Here is a 14,632-nt window from a genome sequence, read left to right on the forward strand (position 1 = left end):
AGCCTCATTGCTTGCCGAGAAACCGGCGCGGATCATAAGCGCCCGCGCGGCCGGCGGTGAGAGCCGATACGAGATCGGCTAGAGATAATAGATTGTGAACGGGACGGAATTCGTCAACATGCGGGAGCATTGCTTTTACACCGCGGGCACGCGCTTCGAAACCCTCGAAGCGTAGTAGCGGATTGAGCCATATGAGCCGCCGGCAGGAGCGATGCAGCCGATCCATCTCTTGCCCGAGCAATTCCACGCCTTCGCGCTCCAGCCCATCGGTAATCAACAGTACGATCGCGCCCTGTCCCAGCACCCGTCGCGCCCAGATCAGGTTGAACTCCTTCAACGTTTCGCCGATCCTGGTCCCTCCGGACCAGTCGCGCACCGCCGCCGCGCACTCGTCCAGCGCCTGATCCGGGTCCTTGTGGCGCATCGCCCTGGTGACATTGGTCAGCCGCGTCCCGAACAGAAACGTATGCACGCGCCGCCGTCGCTCGGTCAGCACATGCAGGAAATGCAGGAAGATACGCGTATATTGGCTCATCGAGCCGGAGATATCGGCGAGCACAACCAGCGGCGGCTGTATCTCCTTCGGCCGTCGAAAACGCGGCAGGATCAGCGCTCCGCCAGTGCGCAGGGCCGAGCGCATCGTCGCGCGCGGATCGATTTTGGCCGACGTGCGCGACGGCGCGAAGCGGCGCGTGCGCACGCGATCCAGCGGCAGTCGCAGCTTTTCGAGCTCCCTTTTGGCGAGCGTAACTTCCGCCGCCGACATCTGCGCGAAATCCAAGTGGCGCAGAACCTCGCTGCCGGAACTCGTAAATCGTGCATCGATTTCAAGGTCGGGCGTCTCGCGTTGCGGACGTCGGTCGCTGCGGTCATTCAGCAGCGCATCGCTTGCCCGGCTCTCACCCGGCTTCGGCTTTTCCTTCTCGCGATGATCGGGCGCAACCGGCGACATCATCGCGATCATTTTGGCGACCAGATCGCGAGAGCGCCAGAACAGCCGGAATGCCTCGTCGAAAACCGCGAGATCCTCATGCCGCTTGACAAAGACGGAACAGAGGGCGGCGTGAAATTCTTCGCGTGAACCGATGCCGATGGCCCTGACCGCTTCGATGGCATCGGCGATAGCGCCCGGGCCGATCTTCAGACCAGCCTTGCGCAGGGCCCGACCGAACAGCACGATATTATCGGCAAGGCGCCCGTCACTGGCTGGTGACGGTGCAACGACGATCCCATCATGCCCACCCGGTTCCATGGCTTAACCTGCTGCGAGCAGCTCCGATTTCACGTCATCAAGAACGCGCCTGCCCTCGGCGCCCTGGATGCGAGCGATATCATCCTGGTATTTCAACAATGTGCCCAAAGTGTCTGAAATTGTGTCAGGATCGAGCGCCAGCTGGTCGAGTTCGGTCAAGGCGGTCGCCCAGTCGATCGTCTCGGCAACGCCCGGATTCTTGAAGAGATCGAGCGTCCGCAGCTTCTGCACATAGGCAACGATCTGGCGCGACAGTGCTTGGTTGCAGCCTGGCACCTTGCGGCGGATGATTTCCAGCTCCTGCTCGGCCTGCGGATAATCGACCCAGTGATAGAGGCAACGTCGCTTCAGGGCGTCATGCACCTCGCGCGTGCGGTTGGTGGTGATGATGACGATGGGTGGTTCCGCCGCTCGGATGGTGCCTAGTTCCGGCACCGTCACCTGAAAATCGGACAATACTTCCAGAAGGAATGCCTCGAAAGCCTCATCGGTGCGGTCCAGCTCGTCGATCAGGAACACAGGCGCGCGCCCGCCGACAGCAGATAGCGCCTGCAGCACCGGCCGGCGGATCAGATAGCGCTCGGAAAAGATATCGGCCTCGATGCGATCCCGGTCGGTAAGGCCCGATGCCTCAGCGAGACGGATTTCCAGCATCTGCGCCGGATAGTTCCATTCATAGACGGCCGAGGAAACATCCAGCCCTTCATAGCATTGCAGGCGGATCAGCGGCCGGTCGAGCGCCTTCGACAGGACCTTGGCGATCTCTGTCTTGCCGACGCCGGCCTCGCCTTCGAGAAAGAGCGGCCGCTTCATCTTCAATGCGAGAAACAGGACTGTGCCGAGAGCCCGGCCGGCCAGGTAGTCATGAGCGCCGAGCAGCGCCATCGTCTCATCGATCGAACCCGGCAACGAAGGTAATGTCTGATCCGCCATGATAACTCCCTTGCAGGGGTTATAGCGCGTGATAACCCCGGTTCATATAGAGCAATGCCGGCTTCGGCTCGCTGTAACGTATGGCCATCACCTCGCCGAAGATGATGTTGTGCGTGGACGCCTGCTTGATTTCCAGCACGCGGCAGTCGAAGGCGGCAAGCGCATCGCTCAAAACAGGCGCGCCTGTCACCAGAGTCTCGAACTTGCCGGCAGCGAAGCGTTCGTCGACAGTCAGCTGCGTCTTACCGGAAAAGGCGTCGGCCAGCGACTGGTGATCCGCACCGAGCGTATTCAGGGCGAAAATGCCGCTTTTGAAAAAGATCTCGTTCTTGGCGTTGCTGTTGTTCAGGCAGATCAGAACCGTCGCGGGGCTATCCGACACCGAGCATGCGGCCGTGATCGTCACGCCGCGCCGCTCCGCACCGAGCGCCGTCGTCACCAGCTGCACATGGCCAGCATAGCGGCTCATGGCATCGCGATAAAGCGCCGGGTCCATACGTTGCCTGTCTAGCACCACCATCTCCTTTGTTGAGTCGTGCTTGCCTGTCATTCTATATGACGGTCAGGTGTTAGCTTTTCTACAATAGCATTATTGAAAACAGAGCGATTTTGCTGCTTTTTCTTTGACGATGCCCTGGAGACGGATAAATAGGGCAGAAAAATTGTCCGGGATACTCCATCGATGAACGTTCTGCGTCGCCTTCCGCTCCTGTTTGCGCTGCTTTCGGCGGCGGGCAGCAGCCATGCCGCAGGAATTAACATCGGCGTCGTGGCGCCGCAGGACGGTAATTTCGCGACGCTCGGCGCCGAAATCACCACCGGAGCGAACTTCGCGATCCAGGCACAGAAGGATACGGCGACCGTCGTCAACGAACCCTGCACGGAGGATGGCGGGCGGGCCGCCGCCGAAGCCCTGGTTGCCGCCAAGGCACAGGTCGCAATCGGCTTTCTCTGCACCGAGACCCTGGAAGGCGCGCTGCCGCGCCTCAAGGATGCAGGCATCCCTGTCATCACGGTTTCGGTGCGCTCGCGCATCCTCATGGAAGACGCTCTGAAGAATGGCTGGCCGCTGTTTCGGCTGGCGCCGGTCGACGCCGCCGAGGCCTCCATGGCGATCGCCACCATCCTGAAAAACTGGGCGTCAGAGCCGATGGCGCTGATCGACGACGGCACCATCCACGGCCGCGAACTGGTTGGCGCGATTCGAAGCGCGCTCGAGGAAAAGGGCCTGAAGCCGGTCTTCACCGACACCTACCGCCCCGGGCAGGATCAACAGATCGCGCTCGTGCGCCGCCTGAAGAAAGCGGGAGCAACCCGCGTCTTCGTCGGCGGCGACCGCAGCGATGTCGCCGTGATCGCCCGCGACGCCAAGAGCGAGAACATCCCGCTGGTGCTGATGGGCGGCGATGCCATGCGCGCTGCCGATACGCCCGTTCCGTTGCTGGACGGCGTGCAGGCGATCGCGCTGCCCGACTATGCAAGCCTGCCGGCGGCACAGCAGACCGTTCAGGCCATGCGCGCCGGCGGCGTCGAACCGGACGGATATATCCTGCCGGCCGCAGCCGCCGCTCAGATCGCCAGCCAGGCGGCGGAAAGCGCCAAGGCGGATAACAGGCCCGTTGCCGACAAGCTCATCGGCACGACATTCCAGACCGCAATCGGCCCGATCTCATTCGGACAGAACCACGAATTGACCGAGAACCCCTATCGGCTGCTGGAATGGCGCGGCAATGGCTTCGTACCGGTAGCGACGTCGTCGAATTGAGGCGGTCCGCTCGGGCGGTTGTTTGCCCGCGACAGCGGTGCTAATCCAGACGCGAAAAATAAGTTGGAGCTCAGTTAGCCATGACCTTGCCGATCCGAATTGCCCCTTCCATTCTCGCCGCCGACTTCGCCAAACTTGGGCAGGAAGTCAAGGATGTGACCGAAGCCGGAGCCGACTGGATTCACCTTGACGTCATGGACGGCCATTTCGTGCCGAACATCTCCTTCGGCGCCGATGTCATCAAGGCGCTGCGGCCCTATACGACTGCGACGTTCGACTGCCATCTGATGATCTCCCCGGCCGATCCCTATCTGGAAGCCTTCGCCAAGGCCGGCTGCGACCGCATCACGGTCCATGCCGAAGCCGGCGTGCATCTGCATCGCTCGCTGCAGACGATCCGTCATCTCGGCAAGAAGGTCGGCGTCACCCTCAATCCGGCAACGCCGCTTTCCATCCTGGAAAACGTGCTCGACGATATCGACCTGATCCTGATCATGTCCGTCAATCCGGGTTTCGGCGGCCAGAAGTTCATTCCGGCCATGGCTGACAAGATCCGCAACGCCAAGTCCATGATCGGTGACAGGCCGATCGAGCTTGAGGTCGACGGCGGTGTATCCATCGATACCGCCCCTATCATCACCGCTTCCGGCGCCAACGTCCTTGTTGCGGGCTCCGCCATCTTCAAGGGCGAATCGGTCGAAGCCTATCGCCAGACCATCGGCGATCTCAGGGCCGCCGCCGAACGAGGCCGCGTTGGATCAAACTAATCCGACCAGTAATCTGGATGCGACGAGCCGGATACGAACCGTCGCATCGCATTGCCTTAAAGCCGCCGCCGGTGCAATCGGCTGGGGAGTCGCGATGGCCGCGTCGGCGCTTGCAGCCCTCTATCTGCGCAACGGCCTGCTGAGCAGCCACATTACCGCCCTCACGCTCGTCTACTTCTTCGGCGGAGCCCTTTCCTGGCCCATCCTTGTGCCCCTTGCCAGGCGCTTTGCCCGCCACCGACCGACCAGCGCGCGTTTCGCCGCCTTCTTTCTGGCGCTCTCCATCGGCACTGCCGCCATAACGGCCTTCCTGTTCGCCATGGACTATCGCTGGTTCTATTCACGCTGGCATGCGCCGTTCGGCTCGCTCATCTGGATCTTCCAGTTTCTCTTCACCGGCGCGAGCGCCGTCTACCAGTTCGCCATCCTCGGCCTCACCCTGTTTTTGCCGCTCGGCCTGCTTTGCCTGATCGCCGTTTCGGCCTATCTTGCAAGACGCGCGCCCTGAAGGCGCGTGAGAGATTGGTCCAACAAAGATTGTGATTGCCGCCCGTCTTTGTTATGGGGGCGCCGAGTTCTCCCTTTCCGCCAGCCAAGAAAGCTTTGAGCCTATGATCCCGCGCTACTCCCGACCGGAAATGGTCGCCATCTGGTCGCCCGAAACCAAGTTCCGCATCTGGTTCGAGATCGAGGCCCATGCCTGTGACGCGCTCGCAGCTCTCGGCGTTATCCCGAAGTCGGCGGCCGACACCATCTGGGAAAAGGGCGGCAAGGCCACGTTCGACGTCGCGCGCATCGACGAGATCGAAGCCGTCACCAAGCACGACGTCATCGCCTTCCTGACGCATCTCGCCGAAATCGTCGGACCGGACGCCCGCTTCGTCCACCAGGGCATGACCTCGTCCGACGTTCTCGACACCTGCTTCAACGTCCAGCTCGTGCGCGCCAGCGACCTGCTGCTCGCCGATATCGACAAGCTGCTGGAAGCATTGAAGCGCCGTGCCTTCGAGCACAAGGACACCGTCACCATCGGCCGCTCGCATGGCATCCATGCCGAACCTACCACCTTCGGCGTCAAGCTCGCTCTTGCCTATGCCGAATTCGAGCGCTGCAAGCAGCGCCTGATCGCAGCCCGCGAGGAAGTTGCCACCTGCGCCATCTCCGGCGCCGTCGGTACCTTCGCCAACATCGACCCGCGCGTCGAGGAACATGTCGCGGCCGCCCTCGGCCTCAAGCCGGAGCCAGTCTCCACGCAGGTCATCCCGCGCGACCGTCACGCCATGTTCTTTGCGACCCTCGGCGTCGTCGCCTCCTCGATCGAACGTCTCGCTACCGAGATCCGCCATCTGCAACGCACCGAAGTTCTGGAAGCGGAGGAATATTTCTCGCCGGGCCAGAAGGGCTCGTCGGCCATGCCGCACAAGCGCAATCCGGTGCTGACCGAAAACCTGACGGGTCTTGCCCGCATGGTCCGCTCCTACTCCATCCCGGCAATGGAAAACGTGGCGCTCTGGCACGAACGCGATATCTCGCACTCCTCCGTCGAGCGCATGATCGGCCCGGACGCGACCGTCACGCTGGATTTCGCGCTGGCCCGCATGACAAGCGTCATCGACAAGCTTCTCGTCTACCCGGACAATATGATGAAGAATCTGAACAAGTTCCGTGGACTTGTTCATTCGCAGCGCGTGCTGCTAGCGCTGACCCAGGCCGGCGTGTCCCGCGAGGATTCCTACCGTCTGGTTCAGCGCAACGCCATGAAGGTCTGGGAGGAAGGCAAGGACTTCCTCGAGGAATTGCTGGCCGACCAGGAGGTGCGCGCGGCGCTTTCCGAAGAGGACATCCGCGAGAAGTTCGACCTTGGCTATCACACCAAGCATGTCGACACGATCTTCAAGCGGGTTTTCGGCTAGAATTTCCTGTTTTCGATTGTCTTTTGCCTGAGGCGGTGCGAGCAACGCGCCGCCTTTTTGCTTTGCTCGCGGATTTTGCGGCTACCGCGCGATTGTGTTCAACACTCTCGCCGGCATTGCCTTGCTGCTGCTCGTGATGGCGCTTCGCTGCCTTTTCTACGAGCCGGTCGAGGTGCTTCAGGTCCTCTTCGTCCAGATTTTCGATCCCGACGAAACGGTTCTCGGCCGCACTCGTCAGGATCAGCTCGTTGAGCTTGGCCTGAATGGCCCGCGTGTCACGCGTCTGTGCGTTCTGCAGCAAAAAGACCATCAGGAAGGTAACGATGGTAGTGCTGGTATTGATGACCAGCTGCCATGTGTCGGAGTAATCGAAGACCGGCCCGGTCGCGGCCCAGAGAATGACGGAAAACAGGGCAAGCACGAAGATTGCCGGCTTGCCCGTCCATTCCGAAACCACCACCGCGAAGCGGGTAAAGATATGCGTAAGCCGAGCCATGATCCGCACCTCCCTATGATGCGGATCAACGTGAAAACCGCGCTGCGGTTCCAATGATGACGGCGCGCTGCCTAATCGCGCTTGGGGCTAGCCTTCGGCCGCAATCAGCTTGCGATAGAGATGCCAGGACGCATGACCGAGCACCGGCATGACGACCGCAAGCCCGGCAAAGATCGGAATGGTTCCGATGACGAGCAGCGCGGCCACGATTAGCCCCCATACCGCGATCGGCACGGGATTGGTCAGCGTCGCCCGGATGCTGGCGTCGATCGCGGCGACGACACCGACATCACGATCCAGCAGCAGTTGGAACGTAACGACCGTTGTCACCAGAGCGACGAGAGCGAAAACGAAGCCTATCAGATCGCCCCAAAGCATCATCGCCATGCCCTCGCGCGTCGTCAGCACGCTCGACGCGAAGGATGAAAGCGTCGGAGGGACACCATCGCCGAAATAGGTGAAGTAGATGCTCTGCGCCACGATGAGCCAGACGATGAACAGGCCGAACAGCATGAGGCCGGCGACGATGATCGACGGCAAGGCCGGCGAAAAGCGCACATCGAATGCATGGCTCCACGAAGTATCCAGTCCTTTTTCCCGCCGACGGCTGATCTCGTAGAGGCCGATTGCGGCCAAGGGTCCGAGCAGGGCGAAGCCGGACATCAACGGAAACAGCAATGGCAGCAGATTCTGGTCGGTGCTCCAGATCGCCAGCGCAATGCCCGCAATCGGATACATCAGGCACAAGAAGACGTAGTGCGATGGCTTCTCGCTGAAATCGTCCAGCCCCATCTTCAGGGCATCGATGAGATCGGCGATACCGATCTTACGGATGGCGGGACGCGTAAATGTGTGGTCCGCTCCGGTCATGACGTGAAATGCCGTCATAGTGCTCTCCTCCTCAACCGTGGTGCTCGGCTGGCGGCGCAAGATGGCGGCAAAATGGGTCGCCGACATCGTCATTCGCTACCGGCAAGCACGATCCTAGCAAATTTTGCCGCAATTGTCGCCTTTTTCCCTTGACAGTTGGGCTCCCCTTTTCCACATCGGCGAAATCATGAAAGCCTCCGACGCAAACATCCTCATCATCCCCGGCTACACGAATTCCGGCCCCGACCACTGGCAGACGCGCTGGGAGCAGAAGCTCTCGACCGCGCGGCGCGTGGAACAGGCCGAATGGTCGAAGCCCGTGCGCGACGATTGGGTGGCCCGCATCGCTGAAGAGGTGAATGCCTCGGACAAGCCCGTCGTGCTGCTCGCGCATTCCCTTGGCGTTCCCTCCGTGATCCATGCGATCCCGCATTTCCGCAACAAGGTTGCAGGCGGCTTCTTCGTCGCGCCGCCAGATGTCGCCAATCCCGGCATCCGACCGAAGCATCTGATGACCTTCGGCCCCTATCCGCGCGATCCCCTGCCGTTTCCGTCGATCACCATTGCCAGCCGCAACGATCCCTTCGGCACCTACGAGCATGCGGATGATGTCGCCAATAGCTGGGGCTCGATGCTGATCGATGCCGGCGAGGCCGGCCACATCAACACCGAATCCGGACACGGCCCCTGGCCCGAGGGCACGATGGTATTTGCCAAGTTTCTCAGCCAGCTGAAGCCGTAGTATTATTGTAACAACGATGGATAGGGGCATGCGTCGCCTCACTAGCCTGTGAAGTACCGGGCACCTTCATTCCATCGTCAGATAAAAGCCTGTAAAACAGGTGATAACTGGACCCCGAATCTTGCATTGGCACCCCGCCAAGGCCGGAATTCCGAGGAAGGAGGCGCAGGCGGATTGTGAATTCGCTTCTTATCCGTTATGGGGACGCCCACACACGATCCACTTGCGCTGTCCCATGAGCGCCAAAGACAGAGAACAATACCAATGAACCGTCGCCGCCGTATTTACGAGGGCAAGGCCAAGATCCTTTACGAGGGGCCTGAGCCGGGCACGCTGATCCAGTTTTTCAAGGACGACGCCACCGCCTTCAACAAGAAGAAGCACGAAGTCATCGATGGCAAGGGTGTTCTGAACAATCGCATCTGCGAATATATCTTCAGCCATCTGAACAAGATCGGCATTCCCACACATTTCATCCGCCGCCTCAACATGCGCGAGCAGCTGATCAAGGAAGTGGAGATGATTCCGCTCGAGATCGTCGTGCGCAACGTTGCCGCCGGCTCGCTCTCCAAGCGCCTCGGCATCGAGGAGGGCGTGGTGCTGCCGCGCTCGATCATCGAATTCTATTACAAGTCCGACGCACTCGAAGACCCGATGGTCTCCGAAGAGCACATCACCGCCTTCGGCTGGGCCAACCCGGCGGAACTCGATGACATCATGGCGCTCGCCATCCGCGTCAACGACTTCATGACCGGTCTGTTCCTCGGCGTCGGCATCCAGCTCGTCGATTTCAAGATCGAATGCGGCCGCCTGTTCGAAGGCGACATGATGCGCATCATCCTCGCCGACGAGATCTCCCCGGACAGCTGCCGTCTCTGGGACATCGAAACCCGCGAGAAAATGGACAAGGATCGCTTCCGCCGCGACATGGGCGGTCTGCTCGAAGCCTATTCCGAAGTCGCCCGCCGTCTCGGCATCATCAATGAAAACGAACCCGTGCGCGGCACGGGCCCGGTTCTCGTCAAGTAAGTTCAGGAAGGACAATCGTGATCAAGGCTCGTGTAACCGTCACGCTGAAGAACGGCGTTCTCGATCCGCAGGGCAAGGCAATCGAAGGCGCGCTCGGCGCGCTCGGCTTTGACGGCGTCCATCAGGTGCGCCAGGGCAAGGTCTTCGATCTCGAGCTCGAAGGCACCGACAAGGCAAAGGCGGAAGCGGACCTGAAGGCCATGTGCGAAAAGCTTCTCGCCAATACGGTCATTGAAAACTTCGCCATTTCGATCGACTGATTGTCCTCTTTCGCGGGCCATTCTTCCTTTGTCTCGGGCAATGGAGTATGGCTCGCCAAACAATTCAAGCAATCATCCCTAGCCTCTTGCGGGACCAGAATCATGAAATCAGCAGTCGTCCAACTTCCCGGCCTCAATCGCGATCGCGACATGATCGCGGCGCTGACCAAGATTTCCGGCCACGCACCGGTAACCGTCTGGCAGACGGAGACCGAGATCCCGGATGTCGACCTGATCGTCATTCCCGGCGGCTTCTCCTACGGCGACTATCTGCGCTGCGGTGCGATAGCCGCCCGCATGCCGATCATGCAGGCGATCAAGGACAAAGCCGACAAGGGCGTGAAGGTTCTGGGCGTCTGCAACGGCTTCCAGATCCTGCTCGAAGCCGGCATGCTGCCGGGCGCACTGATGCGCAATGCCTCACTGAAATTCGTCTGCCGCGAAGTGAAGCTGGAAGTCGTCAATGCCGAGACGGACTTCACGGCAGCCTATGCCAAGGGCCAGATCATCCGCAGCCCCGTCGCGCATCATGACGGCAACTATTTTGCCGATGCCGACACGCTGAAGGCGATCGAAGACAATGGCCAGGTGGTCTTCCGCTATGCCGAAGGCACCAACCCGAACGGCTCCGTCAACGATATCGCCGGCGTGATGAACGCCAGGGGCAACGTGCTCGGCATGATGCCGCACCCGGAAAACCTGATCGAGGCGGCCCACGGCGGCAACGACGGCCGCGGCCTCTTCGCCTCCGCGCTCGGCGTGGTCGCGGCCTGATAGCAAGCCACCCTGTGCGGGAACCATAAAATCGGCGTCTTTGCATAAAACAGCAGGACGCCGACAAATTTCGGCGGACTAGCTGTAACCGCCTCATGGGAAAAAGATCGATGCGCCATAGCCTTCCGACAGGATTCTACTCCGCCGCTGCCATCGCGATGCTTGGGCTTCTGGTCACATCTTGCGGTGGTCCGCGCGTGCCGAGCATCAACGCGACGGATCGCAGCGCCCTGTCGACGATGGAGCGCATCATGCTCAATGCCAATACCTGCTGGTTCAAGTCCTCGGACCCGGCTTTTGCCGGTTATCAGCTCGCTCCGGAACTCAATTCCTTTAGCGGTCGCCCGCGCATCCTCGTGGTCGACAAGAGACATCCGACCGGCCGGCCGTCGCTCGTTGTGCAAGCGGAAGGCAATCCCGCACAACTGCAGGCCTTCGGTCCGATGATGGGCGGCGCCTCCGGCGGCCGCATCACGGGCGACGTCAATCGCTGGGCCGGGGGATCGAAGGCCTGCAGCTGAGCTGCTTGTCCCAAGTCTACCCGCTTTAACCGCAATTCCGCAGCCAGCGCATGACGTGCCCCAATCACCGGGATCATAGTCATGGACAGATTTGTCATTCTTTCGGGCTGCTCCGGCGGCGGGAAATCCACATTGCTGGAGGCACTCAAGCGTCGCGGTCACCACGTCGTCGAAGAGCCGGGACGGCGCATCGTCATCGAGGAATTGGAAGGCGACGGTTCGGCGCTGCCATGGGTCGATGCGCCGGCATTTGCGCGCAGGGCAATCGCCATGTCGCTCGCCGACCGCGAAGAAGCAGCGAAAATATCCGGAACGGTCTTCTTCGACAGAGGCTTGATCGATGCGGCATCGGCACTCGAGCATCTGATGGGCAAGCCAGCCTTGACCACGCTCGGCCGATTACATCGCTACAACCGGCATGTTTTCCTGACGCCGCCCTGGCCGGAGATCTATGTGGGCGACCATGAGCGGAGGCATGATTTTTCAGCCGCGGTTGCGGAATATGAGCGGCTAGGTCTTGCCTATCCGGCGCTTGGCTACGAAGTCCATGTCCTGCCGAAGGTCGGCGTCGAGGAACGTGCTGACTTCGTTCTTTCCGTGCTGGGACATGGCTAAGCGGCAGGCTGCCCTGATGTCGGGCGGACCTGCCATCCCCCTTAGTCCCAGAAGAACGACTTGTTGGCCTCCTTGATCGCCTGACGACGTGTCAGGCCGATGTCGCGCAACTGCTCGTTAGTCAGGTCCCTGAGAACTCGCCGCCCCTCGCGCTTTTCCAGCCAATGCAGGTAAAATGCCCAGAGCCGACGCATCGCATGCGGCCTTGGCTGTGCCGCTACACTCCTCGTCTCCGTTGAGCGGGCGTCATGCGCCTCAGCCGAACAGATTGTATCTATTGTACTCATATTCGATTCCATGTGATGATGACAATTTTGATGTACCGAGCCAAACGATACAAATTGACTCATAGTATTGACTCCATAACGGAGACAATCTAGGAAATTGTCATTATGACAAATTGGCTACCTGACATTTCCAGCGGAACCGGCCCGGTCTATATCCGCGTTGCCGACGCCATCGAGAACGCGATCACCCATGGCGTATTGCCGCCCGGCACAAAGCTGCCGCCGCAACGCAATCTTGCCTACGATATCGGCGTCACCATCGGCACGGTGAGCAGGGCCTATGCCCTTGTTCACGAGCGCGGCCTGGTAGCTGGCGAAGTCGGCCGTGGCACCTATGTACTGGAGCGCTCGAACGGCAAGCAGATCGAGATCGTAGACCCGATCACGCAAGCGCTCGCCGGCACCCGCGGGCTGAATACGCCTGACGCCAAGATCCGCTTCGATACGACAGCCGCTCCCGACATCGGCCAGGGCGTCATCATCGGCAAGCTCTTCGCCGACATCAGCACCGAGCACCAATCGGAGATCTCCTCCTATTCGCGGAATTTCCCGGCAAGCTGGTTTGAGGCAGGCCAGATATGGCTCGCCCGCAACGGCTGGAAGCCGGCAATCGAGACGATCGTGCCGACGCTCGGCGCCCATGCCGGCGCCATTGCGGTGATCTCGGCCGTTACCTCGCCGGGCGACAAGATCGTCTTCGAGAATCTCACCTATACACAGATCAGCCGCGCCACTCGCCTGCTCGGGCGCCGCACGATCCTGGTGGATTCCGACGAGCACGGCATGATCCCCGAAGATTTCGAGCGTCTCTGCCAGCAGCAACATCCACGCCTCGCCTTCCTGATGCCGACTGCCCATAATCCGACGCTGGTGACAATGCCCGAGGCCAGACGCCGAGCGATCGCGGCGATCGCCCGGCGGCATAGCGTCTGGCTCATCGAGGACGATCTCTATGGCGGCATGACCGGCGACCAGAACCCGCTCATGGTCTCGATAGCACCCGAACGGACTTTCGTCGTCAGCAGCCTGGCGAAGTCAGTGACGGCGGGGGTCCGCGGCGGCTGGGTCGCCTGCCCTCCGCATTTCGCCCAGCGCATCAAGGTTACCCACAAGATGACGACGGGCGGCCTGCCCTTCATCCTGGCGGAAACCTGTGCCCGGCTCGTATTAGAAGGCCACGCGCTCGAACTGCGCCGCAAGTCGGTGGAGGAGATCAAGGCACGCGAGCAACTGGCACGCGAGGCATTGGCGGGCTTCGAATTCAATTCGCATCCGCACGCGCCGTTCCTGTGGCTGAAGCTACCCGAACCCTGGCTCTCCGGTACGTTCAAGAACGCGGCCCTTGCCGAGGGCGTGCTCATTGACGACGAAGACGAGTTCAAGGCCGCTCGAATCGAGAGGGTCTATCACCGCGTCCGTGTCGCCTTTTCCTCGCCGCCACAGCGAGAAGATGTCGCGGCAGGCTTCATGACATTACGCAGGTTGCTGGAAAACGGCTCATCGGGTTACGATAGTCACATTTAAGCAAGCCTTACTAATTTATCGACAGACATCTCAGGCAAATGCAATTCCGCCATCTCGACTCTTAGCACCCTACCATTCTATCAATCAAAAATGAGGATTCGCCCGCCACACCAGGGGGAGTGCATGGCTATTGCAGGCTTTGTAAGCAAGCGTTTAGTTACGAGTTTTCTGGCAGCCAGTTCCATATTCATCGCAGGTCAGTCGGTCGCAACCGCCGCCGACGCCATCACAACCAGCCCGGAGGCCGTTGCACCTGCCCCGGCTACCGTTGCCGCCAGCGCGCCGGTCAAGATCTTCGACGAATTGCGCTTCGGGGCAAGCGGCTCTATCCAGAACGGCAACGAGCACGAGAGCGGCGTGTTTCCGGATGTTCAGGTGCTATTCAATCCGTTCGGATACAATCCGACTGCCGGCTGGAAGGATCAGCTGACCCATCCGCGCATTCACCTGGGCACATCGATCGGCACGGAAGGATCTGCAACACAGGTTTATGGCGGCCTCTCCTGGACGCTCACCCATAGCAACGGTATCTTCACGGAAATCGGCTTCGGCGGCACGGTGCACACCGGCAACCTCGACGACTGGAGGGAACACGGCCCGATGCTCGGCTGTCGGCTGCTCTTCCACGAATATGCCGGCCTCGGATACAATTTCGACAGCCACTGGAACGTGATGGCGCAGATCGCGCATTCGTCGCACGCCGATCTTTGCGACGGCCCCAACGGCGGGATGACGCGCGCAGGCGTCATGGTCGGCTACAAGTTCTGACAATCGCGAAGCGGCCTCAGTGGCTGCTCGTACGATCCGTTTATCACCGATGCCGGCGTGTTGTGAACGCCGGTGATTTTCCTGTCGCACGACAGGGCGACTTGCGCTAAAGAGAC

18 protein-coding genes are annotated in these 14,632 nt (G+C 60.7%); 12 read left to right on the plus strand and 6 right to left on the minus strand.

The genetic code is table 11. The features are described from left to right. Window positions 1-4: 4 nt before the first annotated feature. Genes BJ928_RS24460 through BJ928_RS24470 form a run of 3 tightly spaced genes read right to left on the minus strand, consistent with a single transcriptional unit; the run spans window position 5 to window position 2,699 of the window. Entirely contained in the window at window positions 5-1,252 is a 1,248-nt protein-coding gene (locus BJ928_RS24460) for a VWA domain-containing protein (RefSeq protein WP_047633157.1), read from the minus strand. 3 nt (window positions 1,253-1,255) lie between these two features. After that, window positions 1,256-2,185: a MoxR family ATPase gene (locus BJ928_RS24465; RefSeq protein WP_047633155.1), complete on the minus strand. Its 930-nt coding sequence runs from the start codon at window positions 2,183-2,185 to the stop codon at window positions 1,256-1,258. Window positions 2,186-2,204: 19 nt separating this feature from the next. Further along, window positions 2,205-2,699, minus strand: coding sequence for a flavin reductase (locus BJ928_RS24470; protein WP_047633241.1), 495 nt, complete (start codon window positions 2,697-2,699; stop codon window positions 2,205-2,207). A gap of 168 nt (window positions 2,700-2,867) precedes the next feature. Here BJ928_RS24470 and BJ928_RS24475 point away from each other — a divergent pair, with 168 nt between their 5' ends. The 4 genes from BJ928_RS24475 (at window position 2,868) to purB (ending at window position 6,630) form a co-directional block, all read left to right on the plus strand. Next, the gene (locus BJ928_RS24475) at window positions 2,868-3,950 is read left to right on the plus strand and encodes an ABC transporter substrate-binding protein (protein WP_047633153.1); all 1,083 of its coding nucleotides are present in this window, start codon (window positions 2,868-2,870) and stop codon (window positions 3,948-3,950) included. A gap of 80 nt (window positions 3,951-4,030) precedes the next feature. Then, window positions 4,031-4,717: a ribulose-phosphate 3-epimerase gene (rpe, locus tag BJ928_RS24480; protein WP_047633151.1), complete on the plus strand. Its 687-nt coding sequence runs from the start codon at window positions 4,031-4,033 to the stop codon at window positions 4,715-4,717. Between the two features lie 94 nt (window positions 4,718-4,811). Further along, complete coding sequence (locus tag BJ928_RS24485) at window positions 4,812-5,225, plus strand: hypothetical protein (protein WP_047633150.1); 414 nt, start codon at window positions 4,812-4,814, stop codon at window positions 5,223-5,225. Window positions 5,226-5,328: 103 nt separating this feature from the next. After that, window positions 5,329-6,630 carry an adenylosuccinate lyase gene (gene purB / locus BJ928_RS24490; RefSeq protein WP_047633148.1) on the plus strand — a complete coding sequence of 434 codons (1,302 nt, stop codon included), beginning with the start codon at window positions 5,329-5,331 and terminating at the stop codon, window positions 6,628-6,630. On the opposite strand, the gene BJ928_RS24495 is transcribed toward purB, so the two are convergent. Then, the gene (locus BJ928_RS24495) at window positions 6,611-7,126 is read right to left on the minus strand and encodes a low affinity iron permease family protein (protein WP_047633147.1); all 516 of its coding nucleotides are present in this window, start codon (window positions 7,124-7,126) and stop codon (window positions 6,611-6,613) included. The genes purB and BJ928_RS24495 overlap by 20 nt on opposite strands. 87 nt (window positions 7,127-7,213) lie before the next feature. Continuing rightward, entirely contained in the window at window positions 7,214-8,014 is an 801-nt protein-coding gene (locus tag BJ928_RS24500; RefSeq protein ID WP_047633240.1) for a DUF2189 domain-containing protein, read from the minus strand. 169 nt (window positions 8,015-8,183) lie between these two features. Here BJ928_RS24500 and BJ928_RS24505 point away from each other — a divergent pair, with 169 nt between their 5' ends. The 6 genes from BJ928_RS24505 to BJ928_RS24530 all read left to right on the plus strand — a co-directional run bounded on the left by BJ928_RS24505 (window position 8,184) and on the right by BJ928_RS24530 (window position 11,937). Then, window positions 8,184-8,738 carry an alpha/beta hydrolase gene (locus tag BJ928_RS24505; RefSeq protein ID WP_047633239.1) on the plus strand — a complete coding sequence of 185 codons (555 nt, stop codon included), beginning with the start codon at window positions 8,184-8,186 and terminating at the stop codon, window positions 8,736-8,738. A gap of 264 nt (window positions 8,739-9,002) precedes the next feature. Beyond that, window positions 9,003-9,767: a phosphoribosylaminoimidazolesuccinocarboxamide synthase gene (gene purC / locus BJ928_RS24510; protein ID WP_034504846.1), complete on the plus strand. Its 765-nt coding sequence runs from the start codon at window positions 9,003-9,005 to the stop codon at window positions 9,765-9,767. 17 nt (window positions 9,768-9,784) lie between these two features. Then, complete coding sequence (gene purS / locus BJ928_RS24515; RefSeq protein WP_004108879.1) at window positions 9,785-10,027, plus strand: phosphoribosylformylglycinamidine synthase subunit PurS; 243 nt, start codon at window positions 9,785-9,787, stop codon at window positions 10,025-10,027. 102 nt (window positions 10,028-10,129) lie between these two features. Then, the gene (purQ, locus tag BJ928_RS24520) at window positions 10,130-10,801 is read left to right on the plus strand and encodes a phosphoribosylformylglycinamidine synthase subunit PurQ (RefSeq protein ID WP_047633145.1); all 672 of its coding nucleotides are present in this window, start codon (window positions 10,130-10,132) and stop codon (window positions 10,799-10,801) included. A gap of 110 nt (window positions 10,802-10,911) precedes the next feature. Further along, on the plus strand, window positions 10,912-11,322 hold the full coding sequence (locus BJ928_RS24525) for a hypothetical protein (RefSeq protein WP_047633143.1): 411 nt from the start codon (window positions 10,912-10,914) through the stop codon (window positions 11,320-11,322). Window positions 11,323-11,403: 81 nt separating this feature from the next. Further along, window positions 11,404-11,937, plus strand: a complete 534-nt coding sequence (locus BJ928_RS24530) for an AAA family ATPase (protein WP_047633141.1) — start codon at window positions 11,404-11,406, stop codon at window positions 11,935-11,937. Window positions 11,938-11,978: 41 nt separating this feature from the next. Here BJ928_RS24530 and BJ928_RS24535 read toward each other — a convergent pair whose 3' ends face one another. Then, window positions 11,979-12,224: a DUF1127 domain-containing protein gene (locus tag BJ928_RS24535; protein ID WP_047633238.1), complete on the minus strand. Its 246-nt coding sequence runs from the start codon at window positions 12,222-12,224 to the stop codon at window positions 11,979-11,981. Window positions 12,225-12,329: 105 nt separating this feature from the next. Between BJ928_RS24535 and BJ928_RS24540 the strand changes: the two genes are divergently transcribed. Further along, entirely contained in the window at window positions 12,330-13,748 is a 1,419-nt protein-coding gene (locus BJ928_RS24540; protein WP_047633140.1) for a PLP-dependent aminotransferase family protein, read from the plus strand. A gap of 123 nt (window positions 13,749-13,871) precedes the next feature. After that, complete coding sequence (locus BJ928_RS24545) at window positions 13,872-14,516, plus strand: acyloxyacyl hydrolase (RefSeq protein WP_047633138.1); 645 nt, start codon at window positions 13,872-13,874, stop codon at window positions 14,514-14,516. Window positions 14,517-14,632: the final 116 nt, after the last annotated feature.

Source organism: Rhizobium sp. WW_1 (assembly GCF_003610155.1).
Taxonomy (GTDB): domain Bacteria; phylum Pseudomonadota; class Alphaproteobacteria; order Rhizobiales; family Rhizobiaceae; genus Rhizobium; species Rhizobium tropici_A.

Coding starts and splice junctions, on each gene's coding strand:
- BJ928_RS24460 (WP_047633157.1), bottom strand. CDS start 1,252: ATGGAACCGGGTGGGCATGATGGGATCGTCGTTGCACCGTCACCAGCC.
- BJ928_RS24465 (WP_047633155.1), bottom strand. CDS start 2,185: ATGGCGGATCAGACATTACCTTCGTTGCCGGGTTCGATCGATGAGACG.
- BJ928_RS24475 (WP_047633153.1), top strand. CDS start 2,868: ATGAACGTTCTGCGTCGCCTTCCGCTCCTGTTTGCGCTGCTTTCGGCG.
- rpe (WP_047633151.1), top strand. CDS start 4,031: ATGACCTTGCCGATCCGAATTGCCCCTTCCATTCTCGCCGCCGACTTC.
- BJ928_RS24485 (WP_047633150.1), top strand. CDS start 4,812: ATGGCCGCGTCGGCGCTTGCAGCCCTCTATCTGCGCAACGGCCTGCTG.
- purB (WP_047633148.1), top strand. CDS start 5,329: ATGATCCCGCGCTACTCCCGACCGGAAATGGTCGCCATCTGGTCGCCC.
- BJ928_RS24495 (WP_047633147.1), bottom strand. CDS start 7,126: ATGGCTCGGCTTACGCATATCTTTACCCGCTTCGCGGTGGTGGTTTCG.
- BJ928_RS24500 (WP_047633240.1), bottom strand. CDS start 8,014: ATGACGGCATTTCACGTCATGACCGGAGCGGACCACACATTTACGCGT.
- BJ928_RS24505 (WP_047633239.1), top strand. CDS start 8,184: ATGAAAGCCTCCGACGCAAACATCCTCATCATCCCCGGCTACACGAAT.
- purC (WP_034504846.1), top strand. CDS start 9,003: ATGAACCGTCGCCGCCGTATTTACGAGGGCAAGGCCAAGATCCTTTAC.
- purQ (WP_047633145.1), top strand. CDS start 10,130: ATGAAATCAGCAGTCGTCCAACTTCCCGGCCTCAATCGCGATCGCGAC.
- BJ928_RS24525 (WP_047633143.1), top strand. CDS start 10,912: ATGCGCCATAGCCTTCCGACAGGATTCTACTCCGCCGCTGCCATCGCG.
- BJ928_RS24530 (WP_047633141.1), top strand. CDS start 11,404: ATGGACAGATTTGTCATTCTTTCGGGCTGCTCCGGCGGCGGGAAATCC.
- BJ928_RS24535 (WP_047633238.1), bottom strand. CDS start 12,224: ATGAGTACAATAGATACAATCTGTTCGGCTGAGGCGCATGACGCCCGC.
- BJ928_RS24540 (WP_047633140.1), top strand. CDS start 12,330: ATGACAAATTGGCTACCTGACATTTCCAGCGGAACCGGCCCGGTCTAT.
- BJ928_RS24545 (WP_047633138.1), top strand. CDS start 13,872: ATGGCTATTGCAGGCTTTGTAAGCAAGCGTTTAGTTACGAGTTTTCTG.